Raw genomic sequence first — 21,638 nt, forward strand, 5'->3', positions numbered from 1 at the left:
GATTAAAACGACAGCCGATCCGTATCTCGATATCACAGATAAAATAGAAGAAGATGAACTCAATAAATTCGCTGCATATACGCAAGAAAAATCTGAATCGGCACAAAATCGGCACGACTCAAATTTCGCATAATAAAAACCTTGGTGTAATCCCTATTACACCAAGGTTTTTTTGATATTAACCGATAGAACCTTCCATCTCGAACTTGATTAAGCGGTTCATTTCGACCGCGTATTCCATTGGAAGTTCTTTTGTGAATGGCTCGATGAAGCCCATGACGATCATTTCTGTGGCTTCGGCTTCGGAAACGCCGCGGCTCATCAAGTAGAATAGCTGTTCTTCTGATACTTTCGATACCTTTGCTTCATGCTCTAAAGAGATGTTGTCGTTTAAAATTTCGTTGTATGGAATTGTATCAGAAGTTGATTGATTATCCATAATTAAAGTGTCACATTCGATGTTAGCGCGGGCACCTTCCGCTTTGCGTCCAAAGTGAACGATTCCGCGGTACGTCACTTTCCCTCCGTGTTTAGAAATCGATTTGGATACGATCGTGGAAGAAGTGTTTGGCGCCAGGTGAATCATTTTCGCTCCTGCATCCTGATGCTGGCCTTTGCCGGCGATGGCGATGGAAAGGGTCATGCCGCGGGCGCCTTCGCCTTTTAAGATCACGGCTGGATATTTCATCGTTAATTTCGAACCGATATTGCCGTCGATCCATTCCATTGTCGCATTCGCTTCACAGACCGCGCGCTTGGTTACCAGGTTGTATACGTTGTTGGCCCAGTTTTGGATGGTGGTATAACGGCAGTAGGCGTCTTTGTTGACAAAAATTTCTACGACCGCACTGTGCAGCGAGTTCGTGGTGTATACCGGCGCAGTACAGCCCTCCACGTAATGGACGCTCGCGCCTTCGTCGACAATGATCAGCGTGCGTTCAAATTGTCCCATATTCTCTGAATTAATGCGGAAGTATGCTTGCAGCGGTGTATCGACTTTCACGCCAGGGGGAACATAGATGAAGGAACCTCCTGACCATACAGCTGAATTTAATGCGGCAAATTTATTGTCTGTCGGCGGAATCACCTTGGCCCAGTATTGGCGGAAAATATCTTCATTTTCTTTAAGGGCAGAATCCGTGTCTTTAAAGACGATGCCCATTTCTTCCAAGTCCTCTTTCATATTGTGGTAAACAACTTCCGATTCATATTGGGCAGAGACACCGGCAAGGTATTTTTGTTCCGCTTCTGGAATCCCGAGCTTATCAAAAGTTTGTTTGATCTCTTCAGGCACTTCATCCCAAGAACGCTCTGATTTCTCCGATGGCTTGACGTAATAAGTAATTTCATCGAAGCTTAAAGAGGAAAGATCTCCTCCCCATTGCGGCATCGGCATTTCATAAAAGTGTTCAAGCGACTTCAAGCGGAAGTCCAGCATCCATTGGGGTTCTTCTTTCATTTTAGAGATTTCTTCTACGATTTCGCGAGTTAAGCCGCGCTCTGAACGATAAACGGACACATCTTTATCTCTAAAACCGTACTTGTAATCCCCGATTTCCGGCATTTTTTTTGCCATGTTACATTCCTCCTGTCGTAATGGTTATTGCTCGTTCTCTTTTAAGCCTTTTTCCATGGCCTTCCATGACAAAGTCGCACATTTAATTCGAGCGGGGAATTTCGCCACTCCCTGCAGCGCTTCAATATCACCTAAATCTATATCTTCCGGGTAGTCATTTCCCTGCATCATATCAGAAAACACCTGAGAGAGCTTTAACGCTGTTTCAATATCTTTTCCTTTAATGGCCTGCGTCATCATCGAAGCGGAGGCCATGGAAATGGAGCAGCCTTCGCCTTCGAATTTCGCTTCCTTTACTTTTCCGTCTTCTACATTCAAGGTTAAATGAATGCGGTCACCGCAAGTCGGATTGTTCATATCTACCGTTAAGCTGCCGTCTTCAAGCTGTCCCTTGTTGCGTGGATTTTTGTAATGATCCATGATCACTTGCCGGTACAGCTGGTCTAAATTATTAAAAGACATCGCTAAAATACTCCTTTGTTTTGAGAAGCCCTTGAACGAGCTTATCAACCTCTTCTTCGGTATTGTATAAATAAAAGCTGGCTCTGGCTGTTGCGGAGACATCCAGCCATTTCATCAGCGGCTGGGCGCAATGGTGTCCAGCGCGGACAGCGATCCCTTCAGCATCCAGAACCGTTGCCACATCATGCGGATGAACATCGGCTAAGTTGAATGTCACCAATCCGGCGCGCTCCTCGCCTATGCGAGGGCCATAAATCTCCATACCTTTGATCTCGCTCATCTTTTCCATCGCATAAGCGGCCAGACGATGCTCATAGCGCTCAATTTCATCAAGGCCGATTTCCTCAAGAAAGTCGATCGCTGCTCCTAATCCAATCGCTCCGGCAATAATCGGAGTGCCGCCTTCAAACTTCCACGGAAGCTCTTTCCAAGTGGATTCATACAAACCGACAAAATCAATCATTTCTCCGCCGAACTCAATCGGTTCCATCTTCTCAAGCAAATCCTTCTTGCCGTACATCACACCGATGCCGGTAGGACCGCACATTTTATGGCCGGAGAAAGCAAGGAAGTCGCAATCAATCGCCTGCACGTCGATCTTCATATGCGGAGCAGCTTGAGCGCCGTCCACAACCATTACTGCCCCATGCTGGTGAGCGATCGCGGCGATTTCTTTAATAGGGTTAACCGTGCCCAGCACGTTAGATACCATCGCCACTGATACAATTTTAGTCTTATCCGTGATGGCTGCCTTCGCATCATCGAGCAAGATCGTTCCATTTTCTTGAAGCGGAATATACTTCAAAGCCGCTCCCGTTGCTTTGGCAAGCTGCTGCCAAGGAATGATGTTGCTGTGGTGCTCCATGTAGGTGATGACAATTTCATCGCCTTCCTTGACATTCGCCCGGCCATAGCTTGCCGCAATCGTGTTGATGGACGTCGTCGTGCCGCGCGTGAAAATAATTTCCTCACGAGCTTTAGCGTTAATGAACTTGCGCACCTTATCGCGGGTGCCTTCATAAGCATCCGTCGCGCGGGTGCCAAGCGTGTGCACGCCGCGGTGAACATTGGAGTTATCCTCCCGATAATACTTATTCAGCGCTTCTATGACTTGCACCGGCTTTTGTGAAGTCGCAGCGCTATCTAAATAAACGAGCGGCTGACCATTGACTTCTTGATCGAGAATGGGAAAGTATTGTTTGATTTCTTTCGCATTCATTAGCGAACTTTCCTTTCGATCACTTCAGTTAATTGCTTTTTAACTCCTTCAATTGGCAGCTTATCCACAACTGGTGCTAAGAATCCATGGATGACTAATCGCTCGGCTTCTTGGCGAGTAATTCCCCGGCTCATTAAATAATACAGCTGCACAGGATCCACGCGTCCGACAGAAGCGGCATGGCCGGCTGTTACATCATCTTCATCGATGAGCAGAATCGGGTTAGCATCACCGCGCGCTTTTTCACTCAGCATCAATACGCGTGATTCCTGTTCGGCATTGGATTTAGAGGCGCCATGCTCAATTTTTCCGATGCCGTTGAAGATCGATTTTGCTTCGTCCTTCATAACACCGTGCTTTAAGATATATCCTTCTGTGTTTTTGCCGAAGTGTACTACTTTTGTTGTAAAGTTTTGAGATTGCTTGCCGCGGCCAACCACGACCGTTTTCGTATCGGCATAAGATCCATCGCCGATTAAGTTGGTTGTATTTTCTGATACAGTGTCGCCGTCATTCATTAAACCGAGAGCCCATTCCACCCGGGCATCACGAGCGGTCACAGCACGGCGGTTTACGTAAGCAGTAATGCCGCTGGACAGATGATCCACCGCTCCGTACACAACCTCCGCATTCTGTCCGGCAACTACTTCGGAAATAATGTTCGCGATTCCTTCACCTGTTTCCACTGTGGATACGTAGTTTTCTACGTAAGTGACAGAGCTGTTTTCCTCCGCAACGACCAACACATGGTTGAAAAGAACAGCATCTGGATTATCGTGCACATACACAGCTTGAATTGGCTCAGCGACTTGTATATTCTTCGGAACATATAAGAACACCCCGCCGTTGATTAATGCGGCATGCAAAGCAGTCAGCTTATGCTCGGATGGCTTCACCGCTTCTGTCATCAAATACTTTTCAACGAGCTCACTATGCTCCTTCACCGCTGTAAAAATATCTGTAAAGATCACTCCTTGCGCTTTCAGCTCCTCTGACAGAGAAAGGAAGGAAGGCGTTTGGTTGCGCTGAATGTACAGGTTCTTATCCGCTTTTTCGATATCCACTAATGCTTTGACTTCTTCCGGAAGCTCTTCAAGAGCCGTGAAAGGTTCGCTCTTTACCTCATGAGTGGAAAATTGAGTGAAGTTCCATTTGTCAATTTTGGTTTTGTCCGCTTTTGGAAGCGGCAGTTCTTCCGCTTTTTCAAGAGCAGCCAGACGCAAATCAGTCAGCCATTGGGCTTCGCCTTTTTGCGCTGAAAAAGAGCGAACGTACTCTTGGTCTACTGGTAAATTTATTTCTACAGTCATGTTCATCCTCCTAATGATCCAGCTTTCGTCTAATGGCTGTTATTGACTAACTGTTTCGTCTTCGATGCCAAGCTCTTGCTTGATCCAGTCATAACCTTCCGCTTCTAAGCGCTGCGCCAGCTCAGGTCCGCCTGATTTTACTATGCGTCCCTGCATCATGACATGCACTTGATCCGGGGTAATGTAGTTTAGAAGACGCTGATAGTGAGTGATCATTAAGCAGCCGAAATCTTCACCGCGCATAGCGTTGATTCCTTTCGACACGACTTTCAATGCGTCGATGTCCAGACCGGAGTCGATTTCATCAAGAATTGCGATTTTCGGCTCAATCATCATTAACTGAAGAATTTCGTTCCGTTTTTTCTCTCCGCCGGAGAAGCCTTCGTTTAAATAGCGCTGCGCCATGTCTTGATCCATTTCAAGGTATTCCATTTTTTCATCCATTTTGCGGATGAACTTCATAAGAGAAATTTCATCGCCTTCTTCCCGGCGGCTGTTAATTGCAGAGCGAAGGAAATCCGCGTTCGTTACGCCGCTGATTTCGCTTGGATATTGCATCGCTAAGAACAGTCCTGCACGAGCGCGCTCGTCCACGTCCATCTCCAGCACATTTTGGCCGTCCAGCTCAATGCTTCCTTGAGTGACTTCGTATTTTGGATGTCCCATGATAGCGGAAGATAAAGTGGATTTACCTGTTCCGTTTGGTCCCATAATCGCGTGGAATTCCCCGCCTTTTATCTCAAGGTTCACACCTTTTAAAATCTCTTTTCCGTCAATTGCTACGTGTAAATCTTTAACCGTTAATGTAGATGCCATGTCTATACCTCCGTTATTATCGAAAATGTCCGATGAACGCTGCCATTCTCAATTTATTCTCATTACAATATTATAACAAATTAAAACTATATTCAACCGATGGAATCGATTTGATACGATATTTGATTATAACAAAAAACTGAAAAAACGGCTCCTTGTTTTCTCCTTATTCTTTCCCCTAAGAAGCGCGAAAAACCAGCAGGCTTATGGTAATTTCCGGAATCAATATAAATGCCAAAAGCCAGCGGCAGTCGCTGGCTTTTTCTCATTCTTCAAGCTGGTTATGATAAATGGTTGATAAATTTCCGATTGAAATCGGCAACCATTCGGCGGCTTTCCACGTATTCTTCTTCGCGCTGGCGTTCTACATCCATCCTCACTTCATGCTTTCGACTGTACACCTCATATCCGACCCCGCGGGCTCCATGCATAGCCTTCTCCATGCCTTCTGTGTACTGTAAATTGAGTGAGTGTAACGAGTTAATAGGGAATCAATCCTTTCAGTTTTTAAATCATATTGATTTACACTATTGATCGTAACAGTTTTGCCTTTATTCTACAAAAGGCATTTGACTGCTTATCAACTGATCAAGGGTGATCTCAAGCAGTGACACTCTTTATATAACCGCATTCTTAAAATATAAACCCTTTTCTCCCGAATTCTAACTATTGTGAGATTATTCTTCCCTTCTATTAACAGATCCCTATTTCCCGCTCCATTCGCGAATCGCTTCTTGCACGAGCGTGACACTTTGACTCATGACGGCTCCTGCACCAAAGGCAGCCGCTACGCCCAGCGCCTCATACATCTCTTTCTCGCTGCATCCCTGTTCCAAACATCCCTTTACATGATAGATGATGCAATATTCATCTTGGGCAAATACACTGATCCCAAGTGCAATTAATTGTTTTTCCTTTTGACTAACTTCCCCTTCCTGGAAACAAGTGGCCGTAAACTGATTATATTGATGAGCCAGCTTTGGCATCTTCTCCGCAAACACACCCAGCCCTTCTTTGTATTCCAGCAGTGCTTCCTCAATGAAAGAATACTCTTCTTCCTCCATTCTTCGTCCCTCCTTCCATTAATCTTCCTATAATATGCACCGGACAATTTCTTCTTATTCTTTCCTTAAAAACAGGCGCACCGAAAAAAGCTTGCGAAAAGAATTCTTTTCGCAAGCTTTTCTTCTATATTATTCTGATACTGGAACAACGGCGCCATTCCATTCTTTCTTAATAAAATCTTGAATCTCTTTGGAGCGTAAAACTTCGATCAGCGCTTTAATCTTATCGGATGATTCATCACCGCTGCGGACAGCGACCACATTGACGTAAGGTGATTCTTTATCTTCAATGACAATGGAATCCTTCATTGGATCCAAGCCGTTGTCGATGGCGAAATTGGAGTTGATCACAACCGCATCCCCTTCACCATTGTTATAAGCTTGCGGTAAGAAGGATGGTTCAAAATTATAGTCAAACGCTAAGTCTTTTTTATTTTCTGCAATGTCTTCAATTGTAGCTTCTTCTTTTTTCACGCCATCTTTGAGCTTGATTAATCCTTCTTTTTCAAGCAATGTCAGCACGCGCCCATGGTCAGCAACTGAGCTGCTCAGTAAGATCTTCGCTCCTTTTGGAAGTTCATCTAAGCTCTTGTATTTCTTAGAATAGACGCCGATTGGTTCGATGTGAATGCCGCCAGCGTTCTCAAATTTATAGCCGTGCTCCTTCTTTTGATTTTCCAAGAATGGAATATGCTGATAATAGTTGGCATCTAAAGAGCCTTCATCCAGCGCTTTATTAGGCAAAATGTAGTCCTGGAATGTTTCGATTTTCAGATCGTATCCTTTTTCTTTCATTAAAGGCTGCGCTTCTTTTAGAATGGCGGCATGCGGCACGTTAGAGGCTCCAACGACCAGCTCCTTGTCATTTCCGCCTTCTGACTTTCCTTTTTCTTTTTCATCTGAGCCTCCGCACGCGGCCAAAGCCAATACGACAGAAGCTGTTAATAATGCGGCTAACCATTTTTTCATTTGTTTCCCCTCCTGATATTATCGTTTATCTAATTTTGAGGTGAGCAAGTCACCGATTAGCTGAATCACAAATACAATCACAAGAATGACAATCGTAGCGATGATGGTGACGTCATTGCGGCTGCGCTGGAATCCGTCCAAATAAGCGAGATTGCCCAGCCCGCCAGCGCCGATTACTCCCGCCATCGCGGTGTAGCCGACTAACGCAATCGCCGTAACCGTAATGCCGGAAACGAGCGCCGGCATAGATTCCGGCAGCAATACTTTAAATATAATCGTGCTTGTTTTTGCTCCCATTGATCGCGCTGCCTCTATCACACCTTTGTCAATTTCCCGCAAGCCGATTTCCACCATTCGCGCATAGAAAGGGGCCGCTCCAATGATCAGCGCCGGCAGCGCCGCATTCTCGCCAATCATTGACCCCACCATCGCTTTTGTAAACGGAATTAATAAAACGATTAAAATAATGAAAGGAATCGAACGGAAGATATTCACAAAAGCCGCTACAACAGCATACACCGGCTTGTTCTCCCAAATTTGGCTTTTCGATGTCAGAAATAACAACAAGCCAAGGAAGATCCCGAGAATAAAGGTGGCCGCAACGGATACTCCTGTCATATACAGCGTTTCAACGGTCGCTTCCCAAATATCCGGCCATTCCACATTTGGAAACCACTTTTCAAGCATTTGAGATCACCTCCGAGCCCACTTGATGTTCTTCTAAATAATGAACGGCTCTTGTCACTTCTTCGGCCGGTCCTGTGACATGCACAAACAGCGATCCGTAAGCTCCATGCTGGGTCTGTGATACTTTGCCCTGCACGATATTAACCGTGACATGGAAACGGCGGATCAGTTCGGTAATGACCGGCTGCTCGGCTGTTTCGCCGATGAAAGTCAGCTTGATCACTTTCCCTTCAGGAAATTGTTCCAGCAAATGCTCCATTGTTTCTTTTGATTCCTCCGGTTCGGTAACCTGCTGGACAAAGCGCTGCGTAATAGGCTGCTGCGGATTCCTGAATACATCAAGCACGGAACCAAGCTCGACGATGCGGCCGGATTCCATGACAGCAACGCGGTGGCAGATTTTTCGGATCACGTGCATTTCATGGGTGATTAAGACAATGGTTAAGCCCAGCCGCTGATTGATATCGACAAGCAATTCCAAAATGGCATCCGTTGTTTGCGGATCAAGAGCCGAGGTGGCTTCATCGCACAACAGCACCTTCGGATTATTTGCCAGCGCCCGGGCGATGCCGACCCGCTGCTTTTGCCCGCCGCTTAATTGGGAAGGATAGGCATCCTCCCGCCCTTCAAGCTCTACAAGCTTTATTAGCTCATCGACTCGCTGCTGCCGTTTCGATTTCTCGACTCCGGCAATTTCAAGCGGAAATGCGATATTTTCCCGGACTGTTCTTGACCACAGCAAGTTAAAATGCTGAAAGATCATGCTTATCTCTTGACGCGCCTGCCGCAATTCTGTCCCCCGAATATGGGATACTTTGCGTCCGGCCACTTCCACCGATCCGTCCGACGGAGCCTCAAGGCCATTCAGCATGCGGATCAGCGTACTCTTCCCCGCTCCGCTGTACCCAATCACTCCGAATATCTCGCCTTTTTCTATCGATAAATTGATCTGATCGACAGCTGTAACGTCTCCATTCCTTGTTGAAAAGATCTTCTTCACATTGGAAATCGAAATCATGATGCCTCACTCCTCCTTCAACTGGCCAGATAAATGAAAAACGCCTTTCTGCAAAATGAGCAGAAAGGCGTGTACAATCCAAGTCCTTCCTCTCATCTCTCAAAGCATAGCGCTTTGTGTGAATTGGCACCTTTTCAGCTTTCGTTTGCTGACGGTTGCCGGGCATCATAGGGCACATCCCTCCGCCTCTCTTGATAAGAGTATTTTAATATGCAATTTGTAATTGAACCGATTTTATCACTCTTGTTTGAATTTTGTCAACATTTTTTATGCACTGTTTTTATAAGAGCGGCACAGCCAAACGAAAGATTCAAACCACAGCTGGAACCGGTAAAGACCTGTCATTTCTACCTCACCGAGGCGAAGCTGAAAACGAAGCTGCTGTTCTCCAGCCAACAGCTCAGCGAGGCTCTCTTCCTTTCCGCGAAGGCGCAGCTGCCATTTTCCTGAAACGTCAGGACTGAAGTCCACCCCCTGCTGATTCACCATCAGAATCCATGTTTGCTTTTCCCCTTCCAAAAGCACGCCCACAGGCTCTGCCGGCAAAATCGCTTGAATATGCCTCCGCTCCCGGCACGCTGACTGAATTGCCAAAAAACACTCTCTCATCGCCGCTCCTCCTCTGCTCCTTCTTTATCTTACATAGTTCCCTCCCTCCGTCCCGTTCCCTTCCAAAATCGCTCGACAAAATTCAAGAAAAGCGGAAAGAGGCTGGTGCTGCTGCGACAAATTTCCCCATAAAAAAGATCCCTACCCACTAAAAGGGCAGGAATCATGATCCGTCATTTGTTAATTTTTCATATATATGCGGGACGGACTGAAAGGCGTAAATCTTCTCTCTCAGCTGTCCTTCTTTAAATATAAGCAGACACGGGACACTTTCAATGCTGTACCGCTCGGCAAAATCTTCATGGTAGTTTAAATCAATGCGAAACCAACTGTAATTCTTTACGATTTGCTCAACCACATCAAGCATTTTTCCCGCTATCTGGCATGTGCCGCACATGGGTGCATATGCATAAATCGCTGTTTTATCCTTTTGTTGTATAGCCTTCAGCAATTTCTCTGTTGACATCTTCATCCATCCTTTAACAAAAACTCTCCGTGGATATCAATATTTGCGCTTATTAGCACAGACGCTAAATGACGATAGGGGGCTGCTGCCACCTCTTTATATATTCGGTCTATATAAAGGTGATGCGCTTCCGGCAATTCACGAATAAATTGACGGCGCAGCTTCTCTCCCGCTTCATCGGCATCCACTAAAATATACACATCTCTCCCGATCAGTTCTTCAATTAATTCATCAAGCTTGCTGATGCCGATCGTTCCATTTGTACAAATAATGTCGACAGGTTCCTTAATGATGGTTTGAACTTTTCTTTTATCAGACGTTCCTTCGACAATTATCGCTTTATCCGGCCACATTGACATCACCCTTTGCCTTGTACTCCGATAGTCTCTATTCTGATAAAAAAACACTTCCCGAGCAGGAAGCGTTTTTTTAATGATTAGTCTTCTTTGACCATTTCTTCGTATTGTTCAGCGGTCATTAAATCATCAAGCTGTGAAGAATCTGCTAACTCCACAACGATCATCCATGCTTTTTCATATGGAGATTCATTGACGAACTCAGGGTTATCGTCCAAATCTTCATTGACTTCTACTACTTTCCCGCTGACCGGCGCATATAATTCTGAAACGGTTTTAACGGATTCTACGCTGCCGAATGGCTCGTCCGCAGTGATTTCATCTCCTACAGACGGCAGTTCAACAAACACGATATCGCCAAGTTCAGATTGTGCAAACTCAGTAATCCCGATGCGCACTTTGTTTCCTTCTGTTTTCACCCATTCATGTTCTTCAGAATAACGCAATTCTTTTGGCGTATTCATATTATCCCTCCATTACTTCATTTCACTTAAACTTTACCTATTCTGTCAACACAAAGCAAGCAATCTTTCTTATTGCGGCCGCCATTCTTTTTCAAACGTTTCTTCGTTAAATCCAACCGTCACTTTATGACCGTCCGCAGTCAGCGGCCGCTTTATTAACATGCCGTCAGAGGCGAGAATTTCCAAGAGTTCTTCCTCGGAAGCGGTCTTTACTTTGTCCTTCAAGCCAAGCTCGCGATATTTGCGGCCGCTTGTGTTAAAAAACTTCTTCAATTCCAGTCCGCTTTTATGATACATTTCCTTTAATTCCTCTTTAGAAGGCGGATGTTCCACAATATTTATGTCTTGAACGTCCACTCCGTTTTCTTCCAGCCACTTTTTAGCTTTGCGGCAGGTTCCGCATTTAGGATACCAATAAAATGTCAACGCCATACATCGCCGGCCTCCAATCCTATACTATTCACCTTTGAATTTCGACGCCGTTTTCATTTCTCCTGCTTTTTCATGGGATTGGATCTGAGGATTCGATTGTATTTTGCTCATTCACGCCCGTAATAAAAGCTGTACCGCCCGTATTTTCATAAATTCCGGCCGAAATATAAACGTCCGCGCATTCGGCGGACGTTTCCTTGTTAGATGATGTATTTTTCCGCTCGGATGAGTCTTTCAGCAGCTTCCCGTTTTTTAGCGATAAGATTATGCGGGTTCGAGCGTATCAGTTTGCGCAAGACGGAGAGCATCACGCGCAAATTGTCGCCGGATTCGACGGCGAGAAGTGTCTCTTTCGCATGGGCTTCAATTTCACTGAACGCCTCCTGACAGAATATCTCTGTGTAGAGCCGCTTTTGTATATTCTTCTCTTCCCCCGTTCGGGCGATTGCTTTTTCTGTGCGGAGAACAGCCGATTCCATCGCATAAATAAGGTTGACCATATCCGCCAGATTAGCTAAGACTTCCTGTTCTTTTTCTAGCTGTTTGCCATAGGTCTGAACGGTGAGCCCCGCAGCGAGCAATCCGATTTTTTTGGCGTTTTTCACCAGATACTTCTCTTGGGCTAAAGGTTCTGAACTCACCTCTTGCGGCATGAGCATCATCAATTCGCTTTGCAGTTCCTGAGCTTTTTCTAACAGCGGCAGCTCCCCCTTAAACGCTTTGCGGACATAAGTGCCAGGAACGAGAAGGCGGTTGATTTCGTTCGTTCCTTCAAAAATGCGGTTGATACGGGAATCGCGATACATGCGGGCGATCTCATATTCTTCCATGAAACCGTACCCCCCGTGGAGCTGCACGCCTTCATCGACCACGTAATCCAACACTTCCGTTCCGAACACCTTCGCTAAGGAACACTCGATTGCGTACTCAGCAATGGAACGAGCAACTGCTAAACCGTCTGCCTGCTCTGCAGCAGACAGCTGGCTCATACGCTCTTCAACATAGCCCACTGTCCGATAAATCGAGCTTTCGCTTGCGTATATTTTCGCCCCCATCGTCGCGAATTTCTCTTTCGTTAAGTTGAAAGAGGAGATCGGCGTGTTAAATTGTTTGCGCTCATTGGCGTATGCCAAGGTGATATCCAGCGCGCGCTTGGAACTGCCGACCGACCCGACGCCGAGCTTGTAACGGCCGATATTTAAAATATTGAAGGCGATCACATGACCGCGGCCGGCTTCTCCAAGCAAGTTTTCTTTCGGAACGATTGCGTCTTGTAAAATTAAGGTTCGCGTAGAAGAGCTTTTGATGCCCATCTTGTCTTCTTCTAATCCCGTCGAAACGCCCGGAAACTGCCGCTCTACGATAAAAGCGGAAAAGTGCTCACCGTCTATTTTGGCATATACAATAAATAGATCTGCAAATCCGGCATTCGTAATCCATTGTTTCTCGCCGTTTAAGATATAATGCGTGCCAGCTTCGTTTAACCTCGCCGATGTTTTGGCACCGAGCGCATCCGACCCTGATCCCGGCTCTGTCAAGGCGTAGGCAGCGATTTTTTCTCCTGTATTTAAAAGCGGCAGGTATGCTTGCTTTTGTTCTTCATTTCCGAATAAAACGATGGGCAGGGAGCCGATCCCAACATGCGCGCCATGCGTGACGGAAAATCCTCCGGCTGCCGCCATTCTTTCGGCAATCAGCGCGGAGCTGACTTTGTCCAAACCTAATCCCCCATATTCTTCTGGGATATCTGCGCTCAATAGCCCTAGCTCCCCGGCTTCCTGCAAAAGCTTCACCGAACGGTCAAATTCGTGCTTTTCCAAATAAGGCACTTGCGGAAGCACGCTGTTCATAACAAACTCTTCGGTCGTTTTCGCAATCATTTTCTGTTCATCGGTGAAATCCTCCGGTGTGAATATCTGTTCATACGTCATATCTTCAAGTAAAAAGGCTCCGCCTTTAACCGCCTGATTTTCTGTTTGATTGGCCATGCTTCTTCCTCCCCTTTGTTCGATTATATTAGCTCGAATACACCGGCTGCCCCCATGCCGCCGCCGATACACATCGTGACTAGACCAAACTGCTCTTGGCGCCTCTTCATCTCGTGAATTAACGATAGAGTCAGCTTCGTCCCCGTACAGCCTAACGGATGGCCAAGGGCGATAGCTCCGCCGTTGACATTCACTCTTTCTTCATCTAATCTCAGCTCGCGAATGACTTGAATCGCCTGTGAGGCAAAAGCTTCATTCAGTTCAATCAGCCCGATATCAGACAGCTCCAACCCAGCAAGCTTCAATGCTTTAGGAACGGCTGTGACCGGGCCGACTCCCATAATTTCCGGCGGCACACCTCCCACAGCAAAGGAACGAAACTTAGCTAGCGGCGCTAATCCCAATGAATCTGCCCTTTCCCTCTCCATCACCATTACCGCTGCCGCGCCATCACTTGTTTGCGAAGCATTTCCCGCTGTTACTGTGCCTGCAATAGAGAAAACGGGGCGCAGCTTAGCCAATGTTTCCTTATTAGTCTCAGGGCGCACTCCTTCATCCTGATCAAAGCTGATCTCTGTTTCAATGATTTGATGATCTGATCCAATGCGATGCAGCTTGACGGGCACTGGAACGATTTCATCGACAAATTTTCCATCAGCGAGCGCTTTCGCCGCCCGCTGATGGCTGCGCACCGCGAACGCATCCTGTTCTTCCCGCGTAATTCCGTATTTCTTGGCAACTTCTTCGGCCGTATGCCCCATGCTCATATAATATTCCGGAGCCTGTTCAGCAAGCTGGACATTCGGCCGGACGATATGGCCCATCATTGGAACCTTACTCATCGATTCAACTCCGCCGGCAATAATCGTCTGGGCATGACCGATCATAATGCGCTCAGCCGCATAAGCGATCGCCTGCAAGCCGGAGGAGCAGTAGCGGTTGATAGTGATGGCCGGCACGGTATAAGGAAGGCCAGCCAGCGCCCCGATATTTCTTGCCATATTGAGCCCTTGTTCTGCTTCCGGCGTTGCACAGCCAATAATGATATCATCAATTTCTCCTTCATAATGACCTGCCCGCCGCAAGCTTTCTTTGACCGCAAGCGCACCGAGATCATCCGGTCGCAGGGTGGCAAGCGTTCCCTTTTTCGCGCGTCCGACTGGCGTTCTGGCTCCTGCTACGATGACCGCTTCCTTCATTCTTCCTTCTCCCCCTTGCCGTTTAATTGCGCAGCGGCTTACCCTTCATGAGCATATGCTGCATGCGCTTCTGTGTTTTCGGTTCCGCGCAAAGACTGATAAAGGCCTCGCGCTCTAATTTCAGCAAATATTCTTCCTCGACTTCCGTTCCAAAGGGAAGCTTTCCGCCGGCAATGACATAAGCGAGCTTTTTGGCAATGGTCATATCATGCTCAGAAATATATCCCGATGCCTGCATTGCTTGCGCTCCCAACAGCATAGCCGCATAGCCTGTTTCTCCTGTGACGGGAATCTTTTTGCGCTTTGGCGCTCGGTAACCGCTTTCGTACAAATACAGCGCAGCCCGCTTGGCGTCGTACAGCAGATGGTCTTGATTGACACTGATGCCATCCGTTTGCTTGAGAAATTGATGTTCGCGCGCTTCCTCTCCTGAAGCAGATGTTTTCGCCATAGCGATCGTTTCGAATACTTTTATGGCGACGTTTTGCAAATCCATTTGCACGCCGCTTGGCATTTGTTCAAGGTATCGGATGTACAGTTCTTTGTTTCCTCCCCCACCTGGTATTAAGCCAACGCCCGTTTCTACGAGACCCATGTAGGTTTCCATGCTTGCCTGTATGTGAGCGGCCGGCAAACAGACTTCGGCCCCGCCGCCAAGCGTCATCGCAAACGGTGCAGCCACGACCGGACGCTTGCTGTATTTAATTTTCATCATCGCCTCCTGGAAGCTTCTGATCACCATCTCCACTTCCCAAAGGTTGTCATCCTGCACTTCCATTAGAATCATCGCCAGATTGGCACCGACGCAAAAGTTCTTCCCCTGATTGCCAATGACTAGCCCTTTGTAGCGGCTTTCTACTTCTCCGACCGCATCATGGATCATTTGTATAATATCAAGTCCAATGGCGTTGTTTGGCGAGTGGAATTCCAGCAGAGCTATGCCGTCGCCGATATCTATTAAACTGGCTCCGCTATTTTGCTTGATTACCTTTCCCTGCTTTTTCAGCTTCTTCAAGTCAATGACTTTCGGGTTCACCGGCACTTTCTTGTACTCTCCCTGATGGTAAAAGCCGCTATCTTTATAGAAGGCAGGCTTACCGCCGGCTATCATTTCTTTCACCCATGCGGGTACCTTCAGCCCTTCTTCCTCCATCTTCTGAACGGATGATTTCACACCGATCGCATCCCATATTTCAAACGGCCCGTAATCCCATCCAAATCCCCATTTCATCGCCTGATCAATCGCCGCCAGGTCATCGGCGATTTCTCCTGTCAGCTCAGCTGAATACACCAGGACTGGCGCTAGGATCTTCCAAATAAATCGTCCTGCTGGATCGTCAGCATACATAAGCGCTTTCATTTTATTTAAAGTGCCTCTTTGCTGCTTAGCCCTTTCCACTGACGCGGCTTTCAGCTTTCTTCGTTCGCTGTATTCCAATGTGTCTGGATTGATTTCCAGAATGGCTTCCCCTTCTTTTTTGAAAAAGCCCTGTCTGCTTTTAGCACCGATCCAGCCGTTTTTACACATTTTCTTCATAAAGTCAGGGATTTCAAATACTTGTTTTTCAGCACCCTCCACTTTGTCATATACATTGGCCGCGACATGAATAAACGTATCAATTCCAACGACATCCAGCGTTCGAAAAGTAGCGCTTTTCGGCCGTCCGATCAAAGGACCTGTAATGGAGTCGACTTCACCAGGCGTAAAGCCAAACGCCTGCATTTCCTGCACGGTTTTTAATAATCCGTACGTGCCGATGCGATTGGCGATAAAATTAGGGGTATCTTTCGCCAGCACCACACCTTTACCGAGCACATCTTCACCGAACATTTTCATGTAGTTGAGCACTTCCGGATCAGTATCTTGTGCAGGTATAATTTCTAGCAATTTCAAATAGCGCGGCGGATTAAAGAAATGAGTGCCGAGAAAATGCTTGCGAAAATCATCAGAGCGTCCAGCGATCATCGCTTCGATGGAAATCCCGGAAGTATTAGAACTGACGATGCTTCCCGGCTTGCGCCATTTTTCTACCATTTCCAATATGCTTCTTTTGACAGCGAGATTCTCTACAACGACTTCAATGATCCAGTCCGCTTCCCGCAATCGGTCTGCATCATCCTCTAAATTTCCGGCTTCAATGAATTGAAGATTTGCGGCCGATGTAAGCGGGGCCGGCTTCTGTCTAAGCAGTTTCCTTCGCGCGGCTTGCGCCAGACGATTCCGAACCGGCCGGTCACTCAGCGTCAGCCCTTGCGCTTTTTCTTCCTTAGTCAATTCCTTAGGAACGATATCCAGTAAAACAGATGGAATGCCAACGTTTGCTAAATGAGCGGCTATGCCAGACCCCATCACGCCCGATCCAATTACTGCCGCTTTCAGAATAGGCTGGACCAATAAATTCTCCTCCTCGTCTGTTTGAATGAATATTCATTCATTATTTCTAATCTTACTATAACCAAATTTATGCAGCAAAGCAATACGGAAGATCAAAAATTATAAATTTTCTAACTTTATTTTTATGGATATTTTTCCTTCCGGCAGCCATGCACCTTCACTCATCGAATTGCTTGGCCTTTTCCGATATAATAAATGTAATTCAATTGAAGGTGAGGAATATATGAAAAAATTCAGCTGGATTTTAACGGGAATGGGCATGCTTCTTATTTTGGGAGGTATCCTTTATCCGCTAGACGTGATCGAAAAGCCCCTGTTCATAACATTGCTGCTTGGCGGAGCGCTGACCATGTTTATCGGAACCATGTTTCGAGCTTACGCGATATTAAGAAATAAATAAAAAAACAGCCCGGGGGCTGTTTTTTTATTTATCATTGACCACAATATAAGCAGCTTTTACCGGTCCGTGCACACCTACGACAAGATCCATTTCAATATCCGCCGAGTTGCTGGGACCCGTAATGAAATTGATGCAGGAAGGAGCGAGTTCGCCTTTCTGCACTTTTTGGCTGATGGACTGTGCCGCTTGCGTAATACGCGGAACAATCGTGCTTTTAGGAATGATGGCAATATACTTATGCGGCAAAAGACTGACTGAGCGTCCCTTATCTTTGCTGCTGAGCAAAACAACTGTGCCGGATTCAGCCAAAGTCATATCGCTAAAGGTAATGCCGATATTAGCTTTTTCAGCCTTTTGGATATTTTCTTCACCTAAAGCCGGATCCCACATATTCACTTCAACGTTTCCTGATGGCCAGGTATCCTTAAGCAATTCAGACAAGCCATACTCCTCAAAGCGCTCATCGTTCCATACGGAAATCGGGCCGCCGCCATAAGAATTGACTGTTTCTTGCAGCGCTTTCACCAGCTCTTTAGAAGACGTTTCAATCAGTTCCGTGTGAATTAAGCGGCACTGATCACGCAATACCTGCAGCAGCTCATCGGAAGTCGCCCCTTTCAGCACTTCATGCTGCGGCTGAAACTTCCAAGCCGGCCGATGCACCTGTTCTTTTCTTTCTCTTCCAAGACTAGAAGCGATGTTGGCTAAAAAGGCGTCACGGTTATGAATGGTTCCTTCCATTATTTCTCACCGTCTTTCTCTTTTTGATGATCCTTAAACCAGTCACGCAGCCGTTCTTTGTTTGGTGCCGGGAATTCACGCAACTCTGTCCAAGCCTTCAGCGGACCAGGCCCTTTAGAAATTCGGTCGTTTTTCGTAAACGGCTTCATCATCGTTGAAGCCATTTTCGAACCCATTCCATATAACGGATTCGATGAAGCGCCGAGGCCAAATGCTTTCATGGCCAGCTTTTCAGATATAGGCGCCCGTCCTTCCTTCTCCACAATTACTTGACGGTGCTTATGAAGCAGCTCATGAAGCGGTATTTTCACCGGACAAGCCTCTGAGCAAGCGGCGCATAATGTGGAAGCGTACGGAAGCTCTTTAAAGTCGTCATAGCCGCCAAGAAGCGGAGTAAGCACCGCGCCGATCGGTCCTGAATAAATGGATCCGTAAGAATGGCCGCCGATATGACGGTAAACCGGACATACGTTAATACAAGCGGCACAGCGGATGCATTGCAGCACGGATTGAAATTCCGTTCCCAAAATTTTTGAACGTCCGTTGTCGACGATGACTAAATGAAATTCTTCCGGCCCGTCCACATCTCCTTCTTCACGCGGTCCCGTTAAAGCGGTCACATAACTGGTCAGCTTTTGTCCAACGGCACTGCGTGTCAGCAGGCTGACAAGCACTTCAAATTCTTCAAACGTTGGAACAATCCGCTCCATTCCCATCACGGTAATTTGAGTTTTCGGGATTGTTGTGACCATTCGGGCATTTCCTTCGTTTGTCACGAAGCTGATGGAACCGGATTCAGCAATGGCAAAGTTACAGCCAGTGATTCCTACATCAGCAGCCATGAATGCTTTGCGCAAAGTTTTCCGGGCGTGAAGCGCCAATTCTTCCGGCTTCGATGTTGCTTTGTAATCCAGCTTCTCAGCAAACACATCGCGAATCTGCTCTTTATTTTTATGAAGAGCGGGCGTCACGATATGGGATGGCGGATCATGATCGTCCACTTGCAGAATATATTCGCCAAGATCCGTCTCAAGGACTTCACATCCCATTTCTTCCAAGGCGTAGTTCATATTGATTTCTTCTGTAACCATAGATTTGGATTTGACGATTTTTTTGGCATTTTTCTTTGCAACAACGTCTTTAATGTATTCATTCGCTTCTTCAGCCGTTTGAGCAAAGAAGACATGACCGCCGCGTTTTGCCACGTTTTCACTTAGTTGATGCAAATAATAATCTAGATTTTCTAACACATGCTGACGGATTTCTTCTCCGTGGGAACGCCAATCCTCCCAGTTTCCAAGTTCTTCGGCTGCATCAAGACGGCGAGTGCGCAAACGCTCCTGAGCATCCGCTACCGCTCCTCGCATAAACGAGTCGTCCAGATTCTCTTTAACCCGTCCTTTGAAGTCTTCCGTTCCGAACTTCATAGCCATCGAACCCCACCTCTTTCTCTATATAAAATCATTTTTTTACTCTCAATGACTATTTAATACTTCTGCAATATGCATCACGCGAATCGGTTTCCCTTTACGCTCGATCCGGCCGCCGATATTCATCAGGCAGCCGCAGTCTGCCCCGATTAAATAGTCAGCATCCACTTGCTCAGCACTGGCGACTTTTTCATCCACCATTTGCTCAGAAATCTGACCCATTTTTACAGAGAACGTACCGCCGAAACCGCAGCAATTCTGCGCGTTAGGCAGCGGAATAAATTCCAGTCCCTCCACGTTTTTCAGCAGCTTCATTGGAGCATCCTTCACTCCTAGCAAACGCGTCATGTGGCAAGATGTGTGATAAGTTGCTTTTCCCGGAAGCTTAGCGCCAAGATCCTCCACTTTCAGCACATCGACGATAAATTGAGTAAATTCATACGTTTTTGCCGCCAGCTTTCGGGCGCGCGCTTCCCATACAGGATCGTCCTTAAAAACTTGCGGATATTCCTTAAACATCGTCGCACATGATCCTGAAGGGGTAACGACATACTCCGCATTCTCAAATGTTGCGATCATTTTCTTCATCGCACCTTTTGAATCTTCTACATAGCCACTATTGTAAGCTGGCTGTCCGCAACATACTTGACCTTCGGGAAACTCCACGTCGCAGCCCAGCCGCTCCAAAATTTCAACCGTCGCCTTCCCTACGTCCGTCTGAAACATATCTACTAGACACGTAGCAAACAAAGCAACTTTCATGTTGAACACCTCTTTTTTAGAAGTTACAGGTTTTCCTTAAATCGTGTGAATAAGTATTATGATGACCACAAAAATCCGATAAGGATGACCTGTGTAAACAACCGATCATCAGATGACCTTTGTTCGCACCTTCCATAATACTACAAAAACACTGTTTTATAAAGGATGACCTGTGTAAACAACCGATCATCAGATGACCTTTGTTCGCACCTTCCATAATACTACAAAAACACTGTTTTATATAGGTTTATAGTAGAAAAATGAAAATTTACCCGATTTTTTTCGAAAATAAACTACTTATTCTATCATTTTTTTATTTTTTTGAAATGAAAGGTTATCATGGAAAAGTAACCTTTCATTTTCCCGCATTCTCGTTTTCATTCAAGAAATCTACTAGAATCGTTTCGACATTATGAAGATGAACACTCATTTCCAAACGGGCTTTTTCTGGATTTTGTTCCGCTATTGCTTGACAAATGGCTTCGTGCTCCTGATTTAATTTATCCACCGTTGTCCATTCTGAATATAAACAGATTCTTCGCGTTTCTTTCATCGTTTCCACTAGCAGATCCGATACATGATTCATCAAACTCGACAAAAGCGGATTGCCGGTCGCTTTAGCGATGGAGAGATGAAAGGCAAAGTCTGCTTCTTCCCCAAGCTCAATATCGCCCGAGTGAAGCTTCATCTCTTCCAGCGCTTTACGGATGCTGGCCACATCCTCTTCTGTTCGTTTCTGAGCCGCTATGAAAGCCACGCCCACCTCAAGAATTTTCCGGACCTCTAATAAATGCAATTTATCATTTGTGTTCATCAGTAAAGCGTTTTCAATCGGATAGGCGATTCCGGACGGCGAAAAGCCTTTCACATAGGTGCCTTCTCCTTGCCGCAGTTCAATCAATCCCATTGCTCTTAAGGAAGTCAACGCCTCTCGAATGGCTGAACGCCCAACTTGAAAGTTTTCCGCCAGCTGCTGAACCGAATCAAGCTTGTCTCCCGGCCGCAAATTTCCTGAACGAATGGAATCCAGCAGGGCATCCGCTACTTCTTCATATATTTTTTTCGGTTTAATTTTTTTATAATTCAACGGTTTCACCTCTATTATCTCTTGCCTTATTTTTATTATATACGATAAACGCCCTTTTCTGGAAATTTTCGTGAAAGCGTTATAAAAAACATTTTAAAACAATTTACTTTATTTTCACAAAACATTAACAATTATATTGTCTTTTAATTGAAAAGCACATATAATTGTTATGCAACAGGGTGATCACT

At 46.1% G+C, this 21,638-nt stretch carries 23 protein-coding genes and 1 riboswitch; of the genes, 1 reads left to right on the plus strand and 22 read right to left on the minus strand.

Features of this window, described 5'->3' with window-relative positions; genetic code table 11:
- Window positions 1-178 precede the first annotated feature (178 nt).
- The 18 genes from sufB to CEF20_RS12170 form a co-directional block, all read right to left on the minus strand.
- A complete protein-coding gene (sufB, locus tag CEF20_RS12090) occupies window positions 179-1,576 on the minus strand; it encodes a Fe-S cluster assembly protein SufB (RefSeq protein ID WP_100332183.1) in 1,398 nt (465 codons plus the stop codon).
- 24 nt (window positions 1,577-1,600) lie between these two features.
- Window positions 1,601-2,038, minus strand: coding sequence for a Fe-S cluster assembly sulfur transfer protein SufU (gene sufU, locus CEF20_RS12095; RefSeq protein ID WP_100332184.1), 438 nt, complete (start codon window positions 2,036-2,038; stop codon window positions 1,601-1,603).
- Complete coding sequence (locus CEF20_RS12100; protein ID WP_100332185.1) at window positions 2,028-3,257, minus strand: cysteine desulfurase; 1,230 nt, start codon at window positions 3,255-3,257, stop codon at window positions 2,028-2,030. The genes sufU and CEF20_RS12100 overlap by 11 nt, the downstream gene beginning before the upstream one ends.
- Complete coding sequence (gene sufD, locus CEF20_RS12105) at window positions 3,257-4,567, minus strand: Fe-S cluster assembly protein SufD (RefSeq protein ID WP_100332186.1); 1,311 nt, start codon at window positions 4,565-4,567, stop codon at window positions 3,257-3,259. The genes CEF20_RS12100 and sufD overlap by 1 nt, the downstream gene beginning before the upstream one ends.
- A gap of 39 nt (window positions 4,568-4,606) precedes the next feature.
- Complete coding sequence (gene sufC / locus CEF20_RS12110) at window positions 4,607-5,383, minus strand: Fe-S cluster assembly ATPase SufC (protein ID WP_100332187.1); 777 nt, start codon at window positions 5,381-5,383, stop codon at window positions 4,607-4,609.
- Between the two features lie 281 nt (window positions 5,384-5,664).
- Window positions 5,665-5,826 (minus strand): YuzK family famiily protein, encoded by a 162-nt coding sequence (locus CEF20_RS16660; protein WP_157796274.1) that lies wholly within the window; start codon window positions 5,824-5,826, stop codon window positions 5,665-5,667.
- Between the two features lie 261 nt (window positions 5,827-6,087).
- The gene (locus CEF20_RS12115) at window positions 6,088-6,447 is read right to left on the minus strand and encodes a carboxymuconolactone decarboxylase family protein (protein ID WP_100332188.1); all 360 of its coding nucleotides are present in this window, start codon (window positions 6,445-6,447) and stop codon (window positions 6,088-6,090) included.
- A 129-nt stretch (window positions 6,448-6,576) separates the two neighbouring features.
- Window positions 6,577-7,416 (minus strand): MetQ/NlpA family ABC transporter substrate-binding protein, encoded by an 840-nt coding sequence (locus CEF20_RS12120; RefSeq protein ID WP_100332189.1) that lies wholly within the window; start codon window positions 7,414-7,416, stop codon window positions 6,577-6,579.
- Between the two features lie 18 nt (window positions 7,417-7,434).
- Entirely contained in the window at window positions 7,435-8,103 is a 669-nt protein-coding gene (locus tag CEF20_RS12125) for a methionine ABC transporter permease (protein ID WP_100332190.1), read from the minus strand.
- Window positions 8,096-9,121 carry a methionine ABC transporter ATP-binding protein gene (locus CEF20_RS12130; RefSeq protein WP_100332191.1) on the minus strand — a complete coding sequence of 342 codons (1,026 nt, stop codon included), beginning with the start codon at window positions 9,119-9,121 and terminating at the stop codon, window positions 8,096-8,098. Before CEF20_RS12130 ends, CEF20_RS12125 begins: the two co-directional genes overlap by 8 nt.
- Window positions 9,122-9,210: 89 nt before the next feature.
- Window positions 9,211-9,322: riboswitch (SAM riboswitch) on the minus strand.
- Window positions 9,323-9,388: 66 nt separating this feature from the next.
- The gene (locus tag CEF20_RS12135; RefSeq protein ID WP_100332192.1) at window positions 9,389-9,730 is read right to left on the minus strand and encodes a hypothetical protein; all 342 of its coding nucleotides are present in this window, start codon (window positions 9,728-9,730) and stop codon (window positions 9,389-9,391) included.
- Between the two features lie 163 nt (window positions 9,731-9,893).
- Complete coding sequence (locus CEF20_RS12140; protein ID WP_198508521.1) at window positions 9,894-10,196, minus strand: thioredoxin family protein; 303 nt, start codon at window positions 10,194-10,196, stop codon at window positions 9,894-9,896.
- 2 nt (window positions 10,197-10,198) lie between these two features.
- A complete protein-coding gene (locus tag CEF20_RS12145) occupies window positions 10,199-10,549 on the minus strand; it encodes a toprim domain-containing protein (RefSeq protein ID WP_408607816.1) in 351 nt (116 codons plus the stop codon).
- An 83-nt stretch (window positions 10,550-10,632) separates the two neighbouring features.
- Window positions 10,633-11,016, minus strand: coding sequence for a glycine cleavage system protein GcvH (gene gcvH / locus CEF20_RS12150; protein ID WP_100332195.1), 384 nt, complete (start codon window positions 11,014-11,016; stop codon window positions 10,633-10,635).
- 69 nt (window positions 11,017-11,085) lie between these two features.
- Entirely contained in the window at window positions 11,086-11,448 is a 363-nt protein-coding gene (locus CEF20_RS12155; protein ID WP_100332196.1) for an arsenate reductase family protein, read from the minus strand.
- Window positions 11,449-11,648: 200 nt separating this feature from the next.
- Window positions 11,649-13,436 (minus strand): acyl-CoA dehydrogenase family protein, encoded by a 1,788-nt coding sequence (locus CEF20_RS12160; RefSeq protein WP_100332197.1) that lies wholly within the window; start codon window positions 13,434-13,436, stop codon window positions 11,649-11,651.
- Window positions 13,437-13,459: 23 nt separating this feature from the next.
- Entirely contained in the window at window positions 13,460-14,635 is a 1,176-nt protein-coding gene (locus CEF20_RS12165) for an acetyl-CoA C-acetyltransferase (protein ID WP_100332198.1), read from the minus strand.
- Window positions 14,636-14,657: 22 nt separating this feature from the next.
- Window positions 14,658-17,030, minus strand: a complete 2,373-nt coding sequence (locus tag CEF20_RS12170; RefSeq protein WP_100332199.1) for a 3-hydroxyacyl-CoA dehydrogenase/enoyl-CoA hydratase family protein — start codon at window positions 17,028-17,030, stop codon at window positions 14,658-14,660.
- A gap of 223 nt (window positions 17,031-17,253) precedes the next feature.
- On the opposite strand from CEF20_RS12170, the gene CEF20_RS16880 reads away from it, so the two are divergent.
- Entirely contained in the window at window positions 17,254-17,430 is a 177-nt protein-coding gene (locus CEF20_RS16880; protein WP_198508522.1) for a hypothetical protein, read from the plus strand.
- Between the two features lie 24 nt (window positions 17,431-17,454).
- Here the strand turns inward: CEF20_RS16880 and CEF20_RS12180 are convergent, their stop codons facing one another.
- The 4 genes from CEF20_RS12180 to CEF20_RS12195 all read right to left on the minus strand — a co-directional run bounded on the left by CEF20_RS12180 (window position 17,455) and on the right by CEF20_RS12195 (window position 21,450).
- Window positions 17,455-18,171 carry a LutC/YkgG family protein gene (locus CEF20_RS12180; protein ID WP_198508523.1) on the minus strand — a complete coding sequence of 239 codons (717 nt, stop codon included), beginning with the start codon at window positions 18,169-18,171 and terminating at the stop codon, window positions 17,455-17,457.
- Window positions 18,171-19,604 (minus strand): LutB/LldF family L-lactate oxidation iron-sulfur protein, encoded by a 1,434-nt coding sequence (locus CEF20_RS12185; RefSeq protein WP_100332202.1) that lies wholly within the window; start codon window positions 19,602-19,604, stop codon window positions 18,171-18,173. The genes CEF20_RS12180 and CEF20_RS12185 overlap by 1 nt, the downstream gene beginning before the upstream one ends.
- Window positions 19,605-19,646: 42 nt before the next feature.
- Window positions 19,647-20,363 carry a (Fe-S)-binding protein gene (locus tag CEF20_RS12190; RefSeq protein WP_100332203.1) on the minus strand — a complete coding sequence of 239 codons (717 nt, stop codon included), beginning with the start codon at window positions 20,361-20,363 and terminating at the stop codon, window positions 19,647-19,649.
- A gap of 355 nt (window positions 20,364-20,718) precedes the next feature.
- Window positions 20,719-21,450, minus strand: coding sequence for a FadR/GntR family transcriptional regulator (locus CEF20_RS12195; RefSeq protein WP_100332856.1), 732 nt, complete (start codon window positions 21,448-21,450; stop codon window positions 20,719-20,721).
- Window positions 21,451-21,638: the final 188 nt, after the last annotated feature.

It is taken from the genome of Bacillus xiapuensis, from assembly GCF_002797355.1.
GTDB lineage: Bacteria > Bacillota > Bacilli > Bacillales > Domibacillaceae > Bacillus_CE > Bacillus_CE xiapuensis.